At 64.4% G+C, this 16,230-nt stretch carries 15 protein-coding genes and 1 pseudogene; 9 read left to right on the plus strand and 7 right to left on the minus strand.

The window, feature by feature from the left end:
* The first annotated feature begins 47 nt into the window (after positions 1-47).
* The gene (locus ABIB90_RS14625; protein ID WP_007602586.1) at positions 48-557 is read left to right on the plus strand and encodes a GNAT family N-acetyltransferase; all 510 of its coding nucleotides are present in this window, start codon (positions 48-50) and stop codon (positions 555-557) included.
* A gap of 65 nt (positions 558-622) precedes the next feature.
* Here ABIB90_RS14625 and ABIB90_RS14630 read toward each other — a convergent pair whose 3' ends face one another.
* Positions 623-2,608: a DEAD/DEAH box helicase gene (locus tag ABIB90_RS14630; RefSeq protein ID WP_354201008.1), complete on the minus strand. Its 1,986-nt coding sequence runs from the start codon at positions 2,606-2,608 to the stop codon at positions 623-625.
* Between the two features lie 458 nt (positions 2,609-3,066).
* On the opposite strand from ABIB90_RS14630, the gene ABIB90_RS14635 reads away from it, so the two are divergent.
* Positions 3,067-3,420 carry a cupin domain-containing protein gene (locus ABIB90_RS14635; RefSeq protein WP_354200961.1) on the plus strand — a complete coding sequence of 118 codons (354 nt, stop codon included), beginning with the start codon at positions 3,067-3,069 and terminating at the stop codon, positions 3,418-3,420.
* Between the two features lie 23 nt (positions 3,421-3,443).
* On the opposite strand, the gene ABIB90_RS14640 is transcribed toward ABIB90_RS14635, so the two are convergent.
* The 4 genes from ABIB90_RS14640 to ABIB90_RS14655 all read right to left on the minus strand — a co-directional run bounded on the left by ABIB90_RS14640 (position 3,444) and on the right by ABIB90_RS14655 (position 6,251).
* Complete coding sequence (locus tag ABIB90_RS14640; protein ID WP_354200962.1) at positions 3,444-3,956, minus strand: hypothetical protein; 513 nt, start codon at positions 3,954-3,956, stop codon at positions 3,444-3,446.
* 115 nt (positions 3,957-4,071) lie between these two features.
* Positions 4,072-4,512 carry a VOC family protein gene (locus ABIB90_RS14645; protein WP_354200963.1) on the minus strand — a complete coding sequence of 147 codons (441 nt, stop codon included), beginning with the start codon at positions 4,510-4,512 and terminating at the stop codon, positions 4,072-4,074.
* A 102-nt stretch (positions 4,513-4,614) separates the two neighbouring features.
* Complete coding sequence (locus ABIB90_RS14650; RefSeq protein ID WP_219683838.1) at positions 4,615-5,097, minus strand: DUF5680 domain-containing protein; 483 nt, start codon at positions 5,095-5,097, stop codon at positions 4,615-4,617.
* A 2-nt stretch (positions 5,098-5,099) separates the two neighbouring features.
* Entirely contained in the window at positions 5,100-6,251 is a 1,152-nt protein-coding gene (locus ABIB90_RS14655; RefSeq protein ID WP_354200964.1) for a zinc-binding dehydrogenase, read from the minus strand.
* Positions 6,252-6,551: 300 nt separating this feature from the next.
* On the opposite strand from ABIB90_RS14655, the pseudogene ABIB90_RS14660 reads away from it, so the two are divergent.
* The 4 genes and pseudogenes from ABIB90_RS14660 to ABIB90_RS14675 all read left to right on the plus strand — a co-directional run bounded on the left by ABIB90_RS14660 (position 6,552) and on the right by ABIB90_RS14675 (position 10,120).
* A pseudogene (locus ABIB90_RS14660) lies at positions 6,552-7,263 on the plus strand (hypothetical protein).
* Positions 7,264-7,315: 52 nt separating this feature from the next.
* A complete protein-coding gene (locus tag ABIB90_RS14665) occupies positions 7,316-8,482 on the plus strand; it encodes an MFS transporter (RefSeq protein ID WP_354200965.1) in 1,167 nt (388 codons plus the stop codon).
* A 68-nt stretch (positions 8,483-8,550) separates the two neighbouring features.
* The gene (locus ABIB90_RS14670; protein WP_007602573.1) at positions 8,551-9,162 is read left to right on the plus strand and encodes a PilZ domain-containing protein; all 612 of its coding nucleotides are present in this window, start codon (positions 8,551-8,553) and stop codon (positions 9,160-9,162) included.
* 331 nt (positions 9,163-9,493) lie between these two features.
* A complete protein-coding gene (locus ABIB90_RS14675; RefSeq protein WP_354158930.1) occupies positions 9,494-10,120 on the plus strand; it encodes a transglutaminase-like cysteine peptidase in 627 nt (208 codons plus the stop codon).
* Between the two features lie 120 nt (positions 10,121-10,240).
* On the opposite strand, the gene ABIB90_RS14680 is transcribed toward ABIB90_RS14675, so the two are convergent.
* Positions 10,241-12,001 carry a CYTH and CHAD domain-containing protein gene (locus tag ABIB90_RS14680; protein ID WP_354200966.1) on the minus strand — a complete coding sequence of 587 codons (1,761 nt, stop codon included), beginning with the start codon at positions 11,999-12,001 and terminating at the stop codon, positions 10,241-10,243.
* Between the two features lie 320 nt (positions 12,002-12,321).
* Between ABIB90_RS14680 and ABIB90_RS14685 the strand changes: the two genes are divergently transcribed.
* Entirely contained in the window at positions 12,322-13,134 is an 813-nt protein-coding gene (locus tag ABIB90_RS14685) for a helix-turn-helix domain-containing protein (RefSeq protein ID WP_354158934.1), read from the plus strand.
* A gap of 115 nt (positions 13,135-13,249) precedes the next feature.
* Complete coding sequence (locus ABIB90_RS14690) at positions 13,250-14,227, plus strand: Bug family tripartite tricarboxylate transporter substrate binding protein (RefSeq protein ID WP_219683843.1); 978 nt, start codon at positions 13,250-13,252, stop codon at positions 14,225-14,227.
* 41 nt (positions 14,228-14,268) lie between these two features.
* On the opposite strand, the gene ABIB90_RS14695 is transcribed toward ABIB90_RS14690, so the two are convergent.
* Positions 14,269-14,973 (minus strand): GntR family transcriptional regulator, encoded by a 705-nt coding sequence (locus ABIB90_RS14695; RefSeq protein ID WP_219683845.1) that lies wholly within the window; start codon positions 14,971-14,973, stop codon positions 14,269-14,271.
* Positions 14,974-15,238: 265 nt separating this feature from the next.
* Here ABIB90_RS14695 and ABIB90_RS14700 point away from each other — a divergent pair, with 265 nt between their 5' ends.
* The gene (locus ABIB90_RS14700) at positions 15,239-16,225 is read left to right on the plus strand and encodes an ABC transporter ATP-binding protein (protein ID WP_027567792.1); all 987 of its coding nucleotides are present in this window, start codon (positions 15,239-15,241) and stop codon (positions 16,223-16,225) included.
* The last annotated feature ends 5 nt before the right edge of the window (positions 16,226-16,230 follow it).

The raw sequence follows: 16,230 nt of genomic DNA on the forward strand, positions 1-16,230 counted from the left end.
CGCATCGGAATAAACTGGAAATGATTGAGACGGAACGACGGATCGACATGAGCAAGCCGCATTGGCGTCCCGGGCGCGCCTCCGATCTGCCGGCGATCAGCACGATCGCAGTGCGGATCCATCCTGATCTGCCTGAACGCCCCGAGGTGCTCGCGGAAAAAATGCGGCTCTATCCCGACGGCTGCCGCGTGCTCGTCGCGGACGACGGGATCGTCGGCTACGGTCTCGCGCATCCCTGGATGCAGCACCGGATTCCCCCGCTCGACGGCTTGCTCGAGCAATTGCCCGACGATGCGGATTGCCTCTATTTGCACGACGTCGCGGTGCTGCCTGATTTTCGCGGCGGTGTCGTGCGCGATTATGTGCTGGCAATCGAACAGCTCGCGCGCGCGTCAGCGATTGCGACGCTCGCATTGGTGTCGGTCTACGCCACGCGGCCGCTGTGGGAGCGTCTCGGCTTTCGGTCCGTCACGACTGATGCGAAGCTGCGGGCAAAGCTCGCGACCTACAGCGACAGCGCAACATACATGCTGCGCGACCTCGCTGCTCAGACTTGATTTCCGAGATAATGCCGCCGGTGAAATCCGGCAGCATCATTGCCGTCCGCGCCGTGCAGCTGCAGTCAGGCGCGATACTTCTTTTTCGTCTTCGGCTTCTTCCCGGGAGCGCCCTTCTCAGACCAGGGCGTGACCGAGGGCTCAGCGTAGCCCGGCTTGTTCTTGTGCTTTTTCTTCTTTGCGAAGGAAGGAGCATCGTCGAATTTCGGCGTGCGCTCGCCGTATGGCTTTTCGTGCGGTTTGCCGTGTGGCTTGCCTTGCGGTTTGAACCCGCCCGGCTCGCGCGGGCGATCGTCGCGGCGTTCACGATGGTCGCCGTCGCTGCTCTCGCGCCGCGGCGCGTGGGACCGCTCTTCCGAAGGTGCCTGCCGTTGCGGCGCATCCGCCATGGACTCGATGCGAATGTTGTCTTCCTTGTCCGGACGCTTGATCTTGGCGGCGAAAGATTCCACGACCCGCTCGGAAATCTCGAACTCGGTCGTGGTGTCCATGATCTTGATCGCGCCGATGTCGTTCTTGTCGATGCCGCCACGGCGGCAGATCATCGGCAACAGCCAGCGCGCTTCCGCATTCTTTTTTCGTCCGATGTTGGCCCGAAACCAGACGCTGCCATCGGCCATGCCATGTTTCGACGACGATTTTCCCGATTTGGGCCGAGCCCTTTCGGGGCGGTCATCGCCACGCGAAGCGCGGACATCGTCACGCGGCGCGCGCGTATCGTTGCGACCGCGATCCTCGCGCGGCCGGCTGCTCCGCTCGCCGGGATCCATGATGTCTTCGGGCGACGGCAGCCGCGCGCGATAGAGCCGGGCGAGAGACGCGGCGATCTCCTCAGCCGACCGCTCGGCCAATAGCGCCTGCGCCAGCGCCAGATCGTCGGCGGTCGTCTCCTCCGTGAACAGCACGTCTTTCATGCGCTCGTGATCGAGCTTGCGGATCTCATCCGGCTGCGGCGCGGTCCCCCAGACCGCGTCGATGCCCGAGACGTTCAGCAGCATTTCCGCACGCCGCCGCCGCACGGGCGGCACCAGCATGACGCTCGTCCCCTTGCGGCCCGCGCGGCCGGTGCGGCCGGAGCGATGCTGCATGACCTCGGCGTCGTTGGGCAGGTCGGCATGAATGACGAGATCGAGGCTCGGCAGATCGATGCCGCGGGCGGCGACATCGGTCGCCACGCAGACCCGCGAGCGTCCGTCGCGCAGCGACTGCAGCGCCGTGGTCCGCTCGTTCTGCGTCAATTCGCCTGACAAGGCGACCACGGAGAAGCCGCGCTCCAGCAGCGCCGCCTGCAAATGCCGGACGCCATCGCGCGTGCTGCAGAATACCAGCGCGCTCGGCGCCTCGTAAAAGCGCAACACGTTGACGACGGCGTGCTCGGCATCGCCGGGCGCGATCCGGATCGCGCGGTACTCGATATCGGCATGACCGCCTTCGTCGCCGGCGACCTCGATCCGGAACGCCCGCTGCTGATACTGCTTGGCCAGCGCGACGATGCCGCGCGGGAACGTCGCCGAGAACATCAGGGTGCGGCGGGTGTCCGGCGTGGTCTTGAGGATGAACTCCATGTCCTCGCGAAAGCCGAGATTGAGCATCTCGTCGGCCTCGTCGAGCACGACCACTTTCAATTCCGAGATGTCGAGACGGCCGCGGCGCAAATGATCGCACAACCGGCCGGGCGTGCCGACCACGATGTGAGCGCCGGCCGCAAGCTCGCGCTGCTCGCGCCTGGGGTCCATGCCGCCGACGCAGGAGACGACGCGGCCGCTCGCATGCTCGTACAGCCAGGCCAGCTCGCGATGGACCTGCAAGGCTAGCTCGCGGGTCGGCGCCACGATCAGGGCGAGCGGTGCACCCGCCCGCTCGAACCGCTCGGCGTCACCCAGCAGGTCCTTGGCCATGGCCAGCCCATAGGCCAGCGTCTTGCCGGAGCCGGTCTGGGCCGAAACCAAGAGGTCGCGGTCAGCGGCCTCGTCCGTGAGCACGGCGAGCTGAACAGGGGTCGGACGGTCGTAATTGCGCTCGGCCAAAGCTCGGGCGAGCGGCGCACTCATGGTCGGAAAAGACACGGGATAAACCTTGGTTGGTCCAGGCGCGGAACGTCGAGCCGCGCGACCTGAAGCTGCGTAGGCGGCAAATGGTCCAGCCGCACGCGTGGTGATTTGATTTGGACGCTCTTTACGCCAAGTGCGGGCAAATCACCATGCCTATGACGCATGGCTTTGGCGATGCCGAGAATAAGCTTACTGGCCAGCTCGACCCACTACATCCAGCGTTTTCGAGCCGCTTTGCTGCATATAGCGGGATTTTGTGCCGAAGCGGCGGGTTTTCACAGCCACCCGGCTCAAATTGGATGCCATTAGGCGCGCTGGGATGCGCAAATGACCTCTCGGTCGGACGGCTTGGCCACTGCACGCTTGCGACGAGACCAAAGCCATCGAACCCAAGTCTTGCCGCCCCAGCACGTCGATCCCAAATCGTGCCTCACGAGGAAGCAATATAAGGGTGACACATGGCCAACGGCATTTCGCTTGCCGACAAACTCGCGACTTTTGGGGATTTCTGGTCTCCACGCACGATCACGACCTTCAACGACTCCGACGTGATGGTGGTGAAGGTGAAGGGAGAGTTCACCTGGCACAAGCACGAGGACACCGACGATTTCTTTCTCGTCCTGAAAGGCAATCTGGACATCGAATTACGGGATCGCACGGTGACGCTCGGTCCGGGCGAGCTCTATGTCGTGCCCAAAGGTGTTGAGCATCGCCCGGTCGCGCGCGAGGAAGTTCATCTCCTGCTCATCGAGCCGACCGGCACGCCGAACACGGGCGACAAGGCCACCGCCGCGGCCCGCAAGCTCGCATAAAGGACGACTCGCTCGGAGCAGCCCTAATCCCTGGAGGTCACCAGCCTGCCGAATCCGCCGACCAGCCTGGCTCTGGCCCGCGCAACGGTCTCCCTCGCCGTGCGACCCAAGGCGCGGACCGCGCGCCAGGCGTCGGTTGCCTGCAGCCACGCCTTCACCTCGGAGTACTTGCCGTACGCCCAGGCAAAAGCCGGAATCCGCATCAGCTTGTCACGCGTGAGATGGAACAGGCGCTCGACCAGGACGAGCTTGAGCAGCTCGCCGACGATGAACGTCACGGCCCCGCTCACGATCTGGCCGGTTGCGGCGAGATAGGCCGCCACGGGCTTGACCGGCTCCAGGATAATGACGGGGACGGAAAACAGGGCAAGCGAGCAATAAGGCGACAGCGATCTGATCCAGCCGCGCAATCGCTTCAACTGGAGATGCCGCCCAATCCAGCGCGAGATTGGCCTCGCCACGGCCATGAAGACCGCATCCACTAGGAAGTAGATGGCGGCCAGGATGTAAGTGACGGGTTTCAGGATCCGCTTCACGATGAACTCTCCCGTGAATTGAAAGCCGAAACCCCGGTCTAAGTTTCACCCCGGCGTGAACAACTCGGAGATTTTCGATGGAACTTTTCGTACACAGGCCCACCGCTCCCGCGGTTCAGATCTCCGCATAGACCTCCAAGAGATTGCCGTCGGGGTCGCGGAAGAACAGCGTCCGGTGCCCGAACGACTGGTTCGTCGGCGGCGACAGCAGGGCCACGCCGTGGCGTGCGAGTTCGTCGGCACACGCATCGACTTCGGCCGCGGACACCTTGAAGGCCAGTTGCAGCGAGGCGCTCCTGTGCGGCACAGGCGCGTCAGTCGCAGTCCGGCCCGCCTTTGCGAGAGCCAACGTGTTAGGGCCCAGGCCGTACTCGATCCAGTTCGCCGACAACTCCCGCAGCACCGGAAATGCGAGAACCTCCTCGTAGAAGCGGCGCATCGCCACCATATTGCGTACCAAGATGACGGTGTAGTCGATCGCACGGATGGAGCTGAAGGGTGAGCGGGTGCGCTGGCCTGGTTCGGTCGTTTGTTCGTTTGTCATCTCGTCCTTCATTCCAAACGCCGGCCCCGTAGCCCGTATGGAGCGTAGCGGAATGCGGGGAGCCGCAGGCGAGAATCCCGGATTGCGCTGCGCTCCATCCGGGCTACGGATCATCTAGCGCAGCAGCCCGCCACCATAGCGCAGCTCGTAAAGCAGCGCGCCATCCTCCTGCGCAATCGTCTCGATGCCGTGGAAACGATCGAGCGAGCCTTCGACCTCGTTACGGTAAACCATGCCGTCCTGCTCAAACAGATGCGGCCCCCGGTACGGCTCCTCCACGGATCCGGCCAGTAGTGCCTGGCGCAGGAATTTGTAGATCGCAAGGAAGGTGTCTCGCCCCGTGATCTCCGCGCGGACGCCCCCGCTGTAGCTCATCGACCAGATGACGCGCCCATCCCGGGACACGGTCTCCTGCCCGACGAAGAACCCCATCCCGAAATAGATATCGCGATAGGCATAAGGCGACGCGCGATGCTCGAGCTGCTTGGAGCCTCTGAGCAGCGGAGCGGCCACGGTGGCGTCGTCGTCCAGCCCCGCATAGGTGCGGCGCTTGGATTCGACCAGAAACGCCGCGAGCTCGTGCGGGATCGATGCCATCGCTACTCCACCAGCTCCGGCCACGGCACGATCGTTGACTTCACCGTCTTCATCGCCATCGCGTCCCTGACCGCCTGCGCGACGCCTTCTTCCGTGAACGGATAGATCGTCTGCATCTTCAGCCAGGGATATTTGTCACGGGTGCGATAGAGCATGTCGACGCCGAGCGGCAGATCGTTGGCGGTAAAACCCCAGGAGCCCAGCACATTGAGGTCCTTGGTGCAGATGCGGTGCCAGGAGGTCTCGATCGAGCCGGCGTCGGTGAACTGGCCCATCTCGACATAGGTGCCGCCGTCGCGCAGCATCTCGATGCCTTCGGGGCCGGCGGAGGGATGGCCCGAGCAATCCATCACCAGATCGGCGCCGAAGCCGCCGACGATGTCGCGTACGCGCGCGATGCGTGCCTCGGGCGATTTCAGTTCGTCGATGTTCACCGTCGCCTCGGCGCCGAACTCACGCGCGAGCTTGAGCCGCGGCTCCTCCGGCGCACCGACGCAGATGACGCGCCCTGCTCCCATCTCCTGCGCGGCGGCAACCGCGAGAATGCCGATCGGGCCCGAGCCCTGGATCACCACCGTGTCGCCCCAGGTGAAACCACCGGCGCGGCTGGCGCGATTGAAGGCGCGGATGCAGGAGGTCAGCGGCTCCGACAGCGCCCCCAGCCGCAGCGACATGTCGTCAGGCAATTTGTAGATCTTGGTGCCCGGCAGCATATCGAGATCGACATAGACATATTCGGCCCAGCCGCCCCACATGTGAGGCGCCTTGTCGAAGCCGAGATAGCGGCCGTAATAGACCGGCGTCAGGCACTTGTTGGCGACTTGCGGAAAATGGATGCAGTAATAGCAACGGCCGCAGGGCATCAGCGGCGGGATCATCACCTTTGATCCGACCTTCAGCGGCTTGCTCATGAAGTCCTCGGTGAATTCGTCGCCGCATTCGATAATGATTCCGCCGAGCTCGTGGCCGAGCGTGAACGGCCACGGCAGCGGCTTCGGCCAATGTCCCTTCAGGATGTGCAGGTCCGTGCCGCAGACGCCGCACGCACCGACCTTGATCAGCGCCGCCTTCCGGCCGACCTTCGGCCACGGCACGGAGCGGATGACGGGTTCGCTGCCCGGCCCTGCGTGGGTGCAGACGCGGATCTGGTCCATAGAGGTTTCCTCGATGCCCGCTTTTATTATGGCTGATTGGTGCGAGCTGACGAGCAGCGTATGTGAGATGCACGGTCGTGCCAAGCCGCGGCCTCGTAGCCCGCATGAGCGAAGCGACACGCGGGGCCGGCGTTCCCGGATATGGCTTCGCTCATCCGGGCTACGGGACCGCTGTCCTCACACACCCAAGTGTCTTGAGCGCTCGACGGCGAACGTGTAGGCAGCGAAAAGTCCCACCCAGGTGCCCGCTTGAACCCCCTTCCCCAAAACCCCGTGGTCGCGTCCGGCTCGTTCGCGGCGATGAAGTCGGTGCCGTACCGGCTCCAGTTCATCGCTTACGTGCTGGCGATGATGGCCGATAATATTGAGCATGTGATCAGTTATTGGGTGGTGTTCCAGAAATTCCATTCGCCGGCGCTGGCGGGCTTTGCGGTGCTGTCGCACTGGCTGCCGTTCCTGCTGTTCTCGGTCGCGGTTGGCGGGCTCGCCGACCGGGTCGATCCGCGCCGCATCATTCAGTGCGGCATGCTGCTGTTCATTGTTGCCTCTAGCGGATGGGGTTTCTTCTTCATCACCGATACGATCGAGATGTGGCACGCCATGCTGCTGTTGGTGATCCGGCATCGCGCTGGAATCCTGGGGACGGCTCAAGGGCACGCCGCGCACCGCGATCATGCTCGCGATGCTGTGGAGCGTGGCGCTGCTCGGCTTCGCCTCGGTGCGGATCTATCCGGTCGCGATCGTGTTGCTGTTCTTTGCAGGCTTCTTCGAGCTGTCGTTCAACACCATGGCGCAGGCACTGGTGCAGTTGAACGCACCGTCAGACATTCGCGGCCGCGTCGTCGGCCTCTACAACATGGCGGGGCTCGGGATGCGGGCCTTCAGCGGCATCACGGTCGGACTGTTCGGTGCGGCGATCGGCATTCACTGGTCGCTCGGGCTCTCAGCCGCGGTGCTGCTGGCGCTGCTATGTCTTCTCTATGGGCGCGCGACGAGGAAGACGGCCGGTTGACTCCGGCGTCTCCCCACCGCACGCTCGATATAGGGTTTGGGGAGATGAAGCGTTGCGCAATCGCTGGGGCATACTTGCGATCCTGTTCGTCGTTCGCCTCACCATCGCGTTCCAATTCCAGAGCGTGGCCGCGGTCGCGCCGCTGCTGCAGCAGAGCTTCGGCGTCGGACTCGCCGATATCGGCATCCTGATCGGACTCTATTTCACACCGGGCATCGTGCTGGCGCTGCCGGGCGGCGCGATCGGCCGGACGCTTGGCGACAAGCCCACCACGATCGTGGCGCTGCTGCTGATGACAGCGGGCAGTCTCGTCATGGCCACCACCGACGTCTGGGGCTGGCAGATGGCGGGCCGGCTCGCCTCCGGTGCCGGCGGCGTGCTGCTGACCGTGCAGCTCACCAAGATGGGTACCGACTGGTTTGCGGGTAAGGAGATCGCCACCGCGATGGCGATCTTCGTCAACTCCTGGCCGGCCGGCGTTGCGATCTCGCTGCTGGTGCTGCCGGCGATCGGCACGGCGTATGGCGCCGGCGCCGTGTTCCTCGTGGCCGGCGCGCTGACCGCGATCGGCATCGTGCTGATCATTTTCTACCAATCGCCGCCGGGAGCAACCGCCAGCGCGGCCGGCTCCGGGCGGCTCGATCCGCTCGCTCTCTTGGCGGTGATCGTCGCGGGTGCGATCTGGGGCCTTTATAACATCGGCTTCGCCATGATTTTCTCGTTCGGCCCCTCATTGCTCGTCGAGCGCGGCTGGAGCATTGCGGCGGCGGGATCGGCGATCAGCCTCGTGATGTGGCTGTCGGTGATCTCGGTGCCATCAGGCGGATATCTCGCCGATCGCACCAAGCGCCCCTTTGTCGTGGCGATCGCGGCGAGCCTCGTGGTGGCCGGTCTGCTCGCCTGGCTGACCCGGTCCGACGCTGTGATCGCGATCCTCGTCCTAGGCGGCTTGATCGGCGGCCTTCCCGCCGGCCCGATCATGAGCCTGGCCGCCCGCGTACTCGCGCCGGAGACACGAGCGGTCGGAATGGGCGTGTTCTACACTCTCTTCTATGCCGCGATGATGCTGGGGCCGGCGGTGGCGGGCCGGCTCGCCAAATCGGCCGGCACTGCCGCGGTCGCGCTCGACCTCGGCGCGCTGACGGTGCTGGCCTGCCCGCCCCTGATGTGGCTTTTCGAACGCATTGTGTCTGTTCGTCATCGCCGCGCCCGATCCTAACGCGGCATTAACCCTGTGCACCTTAGGGTCGTCCCGGACTCCGCCAGGCGGGGGGTCGGGTTGTGAAAATGGCGTTGGCGCACAAAAAATTTCTTCCGGCCGCCGAGGAACGTCGGCGTTTCCAGCGGGTGAAGGTTCACCTGCTCGGCCGCTACATGCTGCCGGACCGCCGTGAATTCCCTTGCCAGGTGATCAACATGTCGCCGGGTGGGCTGGCACTGCTGGCCCCCGGCATCGGCAATGTCGGCGACCGCGTGGTCGCCTATCTCGACCATATCGGCCGCGTCGAGGGCAAGATCACCCGCATCATCGACAATGGCTTCGCCATGACCGTCGGCGCGACGCCGCGAAAGCGCGACAAGCTTGCGGCACAGCTGACCTGGCTCGCCAACCGCGACATTCTCAACCTGCCGGAAGACCGCCGCCACGATCGTATCGTGCCGCGCAATCCGATCGCGGTGCTGACGCTCGAGGACGGCACCAAGATGACCTGCCGCATCATCGACCTCTCGCTGTCGGGCGCCGCCATCGCCGCCGAGAACCGCCCCCCGCTGAAATCGACGGTTTTGCTCGGCCGGGTGCAGGGTCGCGTGGTCCGAAACCTCGAAGACGGCTTCGCGCTCGAGTTCATGCATTCGCAGCCGATTGAAACTCTCGAAGAGAGCGTTACCGCGCGGTAAAGCGCGAAGGCACCAAAACCACTGCATTTCCAGCCCTGAAGGCGGCCTCCGCGATGCGGACGCCGCCTTTTTCATGGGTCGTGACGAGCCTCGCGCGGGTTAACGCGGAGACTGCGGGTGCGTGCAAACAGCGGTTCCGCCAGCGTTTCCGCGTTAATCGATAAAGTTTGAATCAATTGCAGTCATATCGAATTTTATTCGAGTTTGACTCAAGTATAGATCGAATTCGCCGCGTGTTTTACTTGTATTCGTCTCGACTTGACTTGACTGACTTAGCGGCAACTCAAAAGCTCCCTGCGCAATGTGGTCCCAACAAGAAACGGGGGCCGCAATGTTTGATTTCAGGGGACAGGGGAAGAGAATGGCGCTGGCCGCCATGCTCTTCGGAATGAGCGCGGCAGCGCAGGCCGGCGAAGGCCGTCTGCTCTACGCAAGCCTCGGCGACACCACGCGTGCGCCGATCGGCTGGGTCGAGTTCTGTGCGGGCAATGCCGCTCAGTGCCAGGGCGCACCGACGCAACCGCGTGACATCGTGATGTCGCAGGCTGCATGGCGCGACCTCGTCAAGGTCAATCGCTGGGTCAACGAGACCGTCAAGCCTTTGACCGACCAGGAGCACTGGGGCGTGATCGAAAAATGGTCGCTGCCGTCCGACGGTTACGGCGACTGTGAAGACTACGTGCTGTTGAAGCGCAAGATGCTGATCGATGCCGGATGGCCGCGCGAGGCCCTGCTCATCACCGTCGTGCGCGACAAGAAAGGCGAAGGACACGCGGTGCTGACGGTGAAGACCGACAAGGGCGAGTTCGTTCTCGACAATCAGAACGAGAACGTCGTTGCCTGGACGGAGACCGGCTACCGCTTCGTCAAGCGCCAGTCGCAGAGCGATCCCAATGTCTGGGTCTCGCTCGGCGACACCAAGCCGGCGGTCTCCACCGCCAGCGCGAGAGATCAGTAGAGACAAACGAAAGAGATACGCGACCCGGTCACATCCCCACCCCTCCCCGTCCCAGACCGGTTCGCGCGCGCCCAGCCATCCCCCAATGGCTGGGCGCAACTTTTTTGGGGTGCGCTTCGCTCAGTCCTGTGACGTCTGCCGCGACCAGGGTACGCGCGCGGCGGTGAAATCGCGCCATGTGCTTTGCAGGGCGGGCTGCACCCCGACCGACGCGCGCGCCTGCCAGCCGGCGATCGCCGCCGCGGCGATGGCGCCGTCGGGCTCGGCACCAAGGCCGTCCAGCAATGATGCCGTGACCGCCATGTCGTTGAAGGCGCCAAGCTGCTCCTGCAAGCCGGCGAGCCTGCGCGCGAATTTTCGCGCGGATTTGCGGTCCGCGAACAGCGGCAGCAGAAACTCGCTGACATAACGCAGCCGCTTGGTCGCGAGCCGCACGCGGTGCAGACCTTCGGCGGGAAGCGATTTGAAGCGGCGGCCGCGCCTGAGCACCTTCGCATATTGCTTCGACAGAATGCGCTGCGCGAAGTTGACGGCGGGTTCGGCGAGCTGGCCGAGATGCTGCGCGGCGATGTCGTTGCGCCAACCCCGCGCCTCGATCCACCCGCCGAGGCTGATCAGGAACATCGCGCAGCGGCGATCGTCGAGCGCATCGTGCGCCTTGCGATAGGCATCCGACTGGCGTTCGGCCGCAGCCTGGCCCAGCGCATCGAAGCCCGCGACCGACGGACAGGCTGTTGCGATTGTCGGCAAGGTATCGAGCCGGAATACATCCCAGTCGCGCGCGGCGGAGAGGTCTTGCGCCAGCCATCTGGCTTCGGTTCGCAGCGTGTCGACGTTGCTCGACACGCCCGCCGAATGCATCAGATCCAGCACCGACCGCAGCCGGCGCAGCGAGACGCGCAGCTGATGGATTCCTTCCGGATTGCGGCCGTCCTCGGCAGCCGGCAGCGACTGAAGCAGATGGAGGAAGCAGGAGCGCAGGATCGTCGCGAACGCCTCGTCCAATGCCACTGACGGATCGAGGCGAAGTTTTCGCGGACGAAGCGCCGAGGGCGGCTTGTCGGCGGCGAGATCGAACCCGCGCGCCGATTTGGTGCGGATCGACGGCTTTACGTCACCGTGCTCCGCGAGCCGCAGCGCGATCTCGTAGATCGCGCCCGCGCTGCCGCTCTTGAGCTCCAGCTCGATCTCGTTCACCGGCAGTGAACGGTCGCCGGCCGTCAACTCACCCCGGTCGAAGGCGATCTCGACCGCGCCTGACGGCAGCTCGATCAGCCGCGCATGGCGATGGACATCGGCGGTGAAGACCGCTTCAAGCGGCTGCGCTTCCAGGTGGCCGCGAAGCTTCTCAGGAATGAAGGGCATTGCCAAAGCGAGGTCGGGCGCAAGCGAAGGCACGCTCGCCTCCCACTCGCCACGGCGGAGTGGATCGTCCACCGCATCGGTCTTCACGGTTTGAACGAAGCGCGCACCGCTCTGACGAACGCGCAGGCTCAAGCCGTTGCGCCGAAGTGTCCGCTCCGGCGTGTCGTAATAGACGGACTTGAGATGTTTGCGCGTGCCCTTGTTGCGCGCGTTCGTCGCGATCACAGGCGCAGCGTTGAAAAGCGCCATGCGATCGGCATCGACGAGAAGCTTGAGTTCGATCTCACCGGCGCCATGCGCGGCAGCACTCGACCGGAGTGGTTCCGTTGCCGGTTCCGCGTCTTGCGATGGCGTCTGATCGATCACAGCGCCCTCGACGATCACAGGTTCCGCGGCGGGTTCGCGTTGCCTGAGGAAGCCGGCGACGGCTTGCGTTCTCTTGTTGTCCTTCGCAACAGGACTCCCATCCCGCGCGCTCGGATGCTTGCGGACCGGCGTTGCGTCTGACTTCAGCATTTGAGGTAACATGACAGTTCAATGACAGAGCGACAGCGTATAGCCGCTGCCGCCCGCGAGGAATAGTCACCTTACGTCGCAGTACCCCACCGTCCACACGAGGCCGCGAGCGGCTTGACCACAGGAACTAAATTGCCGCCGGGCGCAGCAAGCGATCGAATTGACTGCGAATTCCGCTCTACTCGAAACCGAGATGAACGCGTCAGCGAGCTTGACTCATGCCAGCCTTCCCGCAATCGGTGGCGATGGCGTCGAGCGCGCTGCCCTGTCCCTCCGGGTTGCTTCATCGGCTACCGGCACGGCAATCACAAGGAGCTGCCATGACGTCGTTCCGTCCCGTCATCGCGTTGTCCAGGGGCCTCGAAGTCCTGCGGGTGATCAACCAGGAACGGCAGTCGACCGTCGGCTCGCTGCACAAGGCGACGGGGCTCAACAAGGCGACGATCGTCCGCATGCTCGAGACGCTGGAGCATGAAGGTTATGTGGTGCGCCGTACCGAACCGGCCAGCTACGCGCCGACGGGACGCGCGCTGCTGCTCAGCGCAGGCTATGACGAACCGACCTGGATTGGCGGCATCGCCGAACCCATCCTCAACAAATTCCGCAAGCAGATCCATTGGCCGTCAGACATCGCGGTGCTCGATCAGGAATCCATGGTCATCGCCCACACAACGCGCGTGGATGGATCGCTGCTGTTCAGCCGCCCGCCGGGTTTTCGCTTTCCCGTGCTTGGCACCTCGATGGGACGGGCCTATCTCGCCTTCTGCGAGCCCGCCGAGCAGGAGCGCATTGCCGCGCGGCTTGCCCTCGGTCCCGAGCCCTGGAACGATCTGGCGCGCAATCCCGACAAGCTCACCAAGGCGCTGCGCACGATCCGCAAAGCCGGGTTCGCGGTGATGGACGACAGCTACAGCCGCAGTATCTTCGGCGGCGCAGTCTGGGCGCTTGGCGTTCCCGTCGCGCTTCAGAACCGGCTGTTCGGCAGCATGAACGTGATGATGCTCCGCGAAGCGGTCAGTCCGGAGGAAGGCATACGCCGCTTCGTACCTCCGATGAAGAAGGTCGCTTCCGCACTTGCCGAGGCGCTCGGCGCCAAGCTTGCTGCGCCAGGCTCTCCTGCAGGTCGGCCGTGACCATTTCACACAGTGAAACGATATTTTGATTTCTTGACCCTCCTCCTTGCCCATGTGACACCTCGTTGCGGCGGCTGCCGGCTGCCCAATGACACACGGAAAAGGGGAGGCCGAAGTGCGGACATCCGCGAGAATTTGGGCTGCCGCGATTGCATGCCTGACGCTGGCCGCTTCCGAAACGGCTTGGGCCGAAGCGTGGCCGACCCGGGCAATCAAGATCGTCGTCTCCACACCGGCAGGCGGCATCACCGATGCCTTCGCCCGCGCCTATGGCGACTACATCTCGCAGAAGCTTGGCCAGCCGGTCATTGTCGAAAACAAGACCGGAGCCAGCGGCGCGCTGGCGGCACAGTCGGTGAAGGATTCCCCGGCCGACGGCTACACGCTGATGTACACGATCTCGTCCACCCTGCTCGGTAACCGGCTGCTGCTGAAATCGCTGGCCTATGATCCGGACAAGGATTTCACGATCGTCGCGGTGACGCCTTCGGGGCATCTGCCGTTGGTGGTCCATTCCGCCACCAATGCAAAGACGATCGAAGAGTTCGTCGCGTACGCACGTAGCAACAAGGTCACGGCTGGCTCGTACGGGATCGGCTCGTTCGCGCACATTGCGATCGCCGAGCTCAACCGACAATTCGGTCTCGACATTTCCATCGTGCATTATCGCGGCGAAGCGCCGATGTGGCAGGATCTTGCCGCCGGGGTGATCCAGGCGGCGGTCGGAAGCTATCAGGCCGCGCTGCCGGTGCTCGATACCGGCATCGGCCGCCCAATTGCCGTGCCGACACCGGTGCGCATGAAGAAGCTGCCCGAGACCAAGACATTTGCCGAGCAAGGGGTCACCGGCAATGTCTTCCAGCTCATCAGCTTTACCGCGCTGGTGGCGCCTGCTGCGATGCCTGCAGACCGGATCGACATGCTCGCCAAGCTGATGGTCGAAGGCGGCAAGACGGAGCGCGTGCAGAAGCTGCTCGATGCCTTCGGCGTCGACCAGCCGGCCATGGATCGCGCCTCCTCGATTGCGCTTTACGAAAAAGAAGGGCCGATCTGGCTCGAGTCGATCAAGACTCTCGGGTTGGAGCCGCAATAGATTCCGACACCGTCATTCCCGCGGCCGGACGCTCGTTACCCTCACGCGCCCAGCACGTCCGCGAGCCGCAACTCGTCGGCTGGATCCTTCAGGAACAGCTCGGCCTCGATCTCGTTCAGATGCGACAACATCTGCGCGCGCGCGGCTTCCCTGTCGCATTTGCGAATCGCAGCGACGATGCCGGCGTGATGATCGGTGCCGCAGGCCGGCGTGTCGTGCCGGCGGTAGAGCAGGATGATGAGCGACGAGCGCGCGATCAGCTCCTTGAGAAAACCGAGATAGATGCTGTGGCCACTCATCTCGGCGACGAGTCGATGGAAATCGCCGGAGAGGCGGACCGAAGCACGCGCATCGCCGCGCAGCTCTGCCTCGCGTTCCTCAGCAAGATGGCGCTGGAGACGCCCGATCCAGGCCGGCGACACCGCGTCAACGGCGTGATCGACGATCGTCGGCTCGATCAGGCGGCGCGCCTCGAACACTTCGCGGGCATCCGCAGGCGTCGGCCGCGCGACGAAGGCGCCCCGGTTCTTCTCGATGTTGACGATGCCCTCATGGGCGAGCTGTTGCAGCGCGGTGCGAACCAGCGTTCGGCTTGCGCCGTAGATCTCGCCGATCTCGTCCTCGCCGAGTTTCGTGCCGGGCAGCAGGCGATGTTCGAGGATCGCCGCAGTCACGCCTTCCCGGATGCGGCTGACGCGATCGCTCGCATCTGGCGCGTCGGATTTCGGTCGGGACTTGGCGGCCATGGGGGTGAGGACTCGATCGTCGAAGATGGCGTCGAATCCTAATCGACCAGCTGTATCCAATCACAGGCGAAACTTTATACAATCTGCGCCTGTTTTGTGTGCACGCAGCTGCGAAGGCAACGAGCCGCCCACGCCCGAGGGATTCGATCTAACGATCTGACTCCGCTGCACTGTTTTGGAATTCAGCCGGCCGAGAACGATTCAAGCGCGATTGGCACGGACCTTGCGGAGAGAGGCGCAGCATCGCCCTCGCCCCGGACACGCCATGGCCACTCCCGCCGCCCTCGAACTGGTCGCCGTCACCAAGCGCTACGACACGACGCTGGCGGTCGACACCGTAAATTTGAAGATCCCGGCCGGCACCTATTGCTGCCTGCTCGGCCCCTCCGGCTGCGGCAAGACCTCGACCTTGCGCATGATCGCCGGCCACGAGGCCGTCAGCGAAGGCGACATCATCCTGGGCCCGCAGAACGTCACCGATCTCGAACCCGCCAAGCGCGGCACGGCGATGATGTTCCAGTCCTACGCGCTGTTTCCACACCTCACCGTGATCGACAACGTGGCGTTTGCCCTGAAAATGCGCGGCATCGACCGGGCGACGCGGCACAAGCGCGCCGGCGAGCTGCTCGAGCTGGTGGCGATGACGCCCTACGCGGCCCGCCTCCCCGCACAGCTCTCCGGCGGCCAGCAGCAGCGCGTCGCGCTGGCCCGCGCGCTGATCACCGAGCCGCAGATCCTGTTGCTCGACGAGCCGCTCTCGGCACTCGATCCGTTCCTGCGGGTGAAGATGCGGGGCGAACTGAAGCGGCTGCAGCGCGAGCTCGGCATCAGCTTCGTTCAGGTCACGCACGGCCAGGAAGAGGCGATGGCGCTGGCCGACCACATCGTCGTGATGAACCAGGGCAGGATCGAGCAGCAGGGAAGCGCCCGCGACATCTTCCATCATCCCCGCACCGAATTCGTGGCGCGCTTCATCGGCGGCCACAACGTCCTCAGCGACGCAGGCAAACTCATCGCCGTGCGCGCCGATCAGCTCGGCATCGTGCCGATCGCCGACGGCGCGGTCGGCGCGCCGGCGCTGCTGACCCAGACCGAGTACCAGGGCTCCTACATCGCCGTCTCGCTCACGCTCGAAGACGGGACCGCCCTGTTCTCCCACCTTCCCGAGGCCGCCTTCGACGTCCACCAGTTCCGGCCGGGCGATCGCGTGCTGGCCACCTGGGATCCCGCCAAGGCGCAACGTCTGCAATAGCGCCG

The sequence above is a fragment of the Bradyrhizobium sp. JR4.1 genome (assembly GCF_040548605.1).
Lineage (GTDB): Bacteria > Pseudomonadota > Alphaproteobacteria > Rhizobiales > Xanthobacteraceae > Bradyrhizobium > Bradyrhizobium canariense.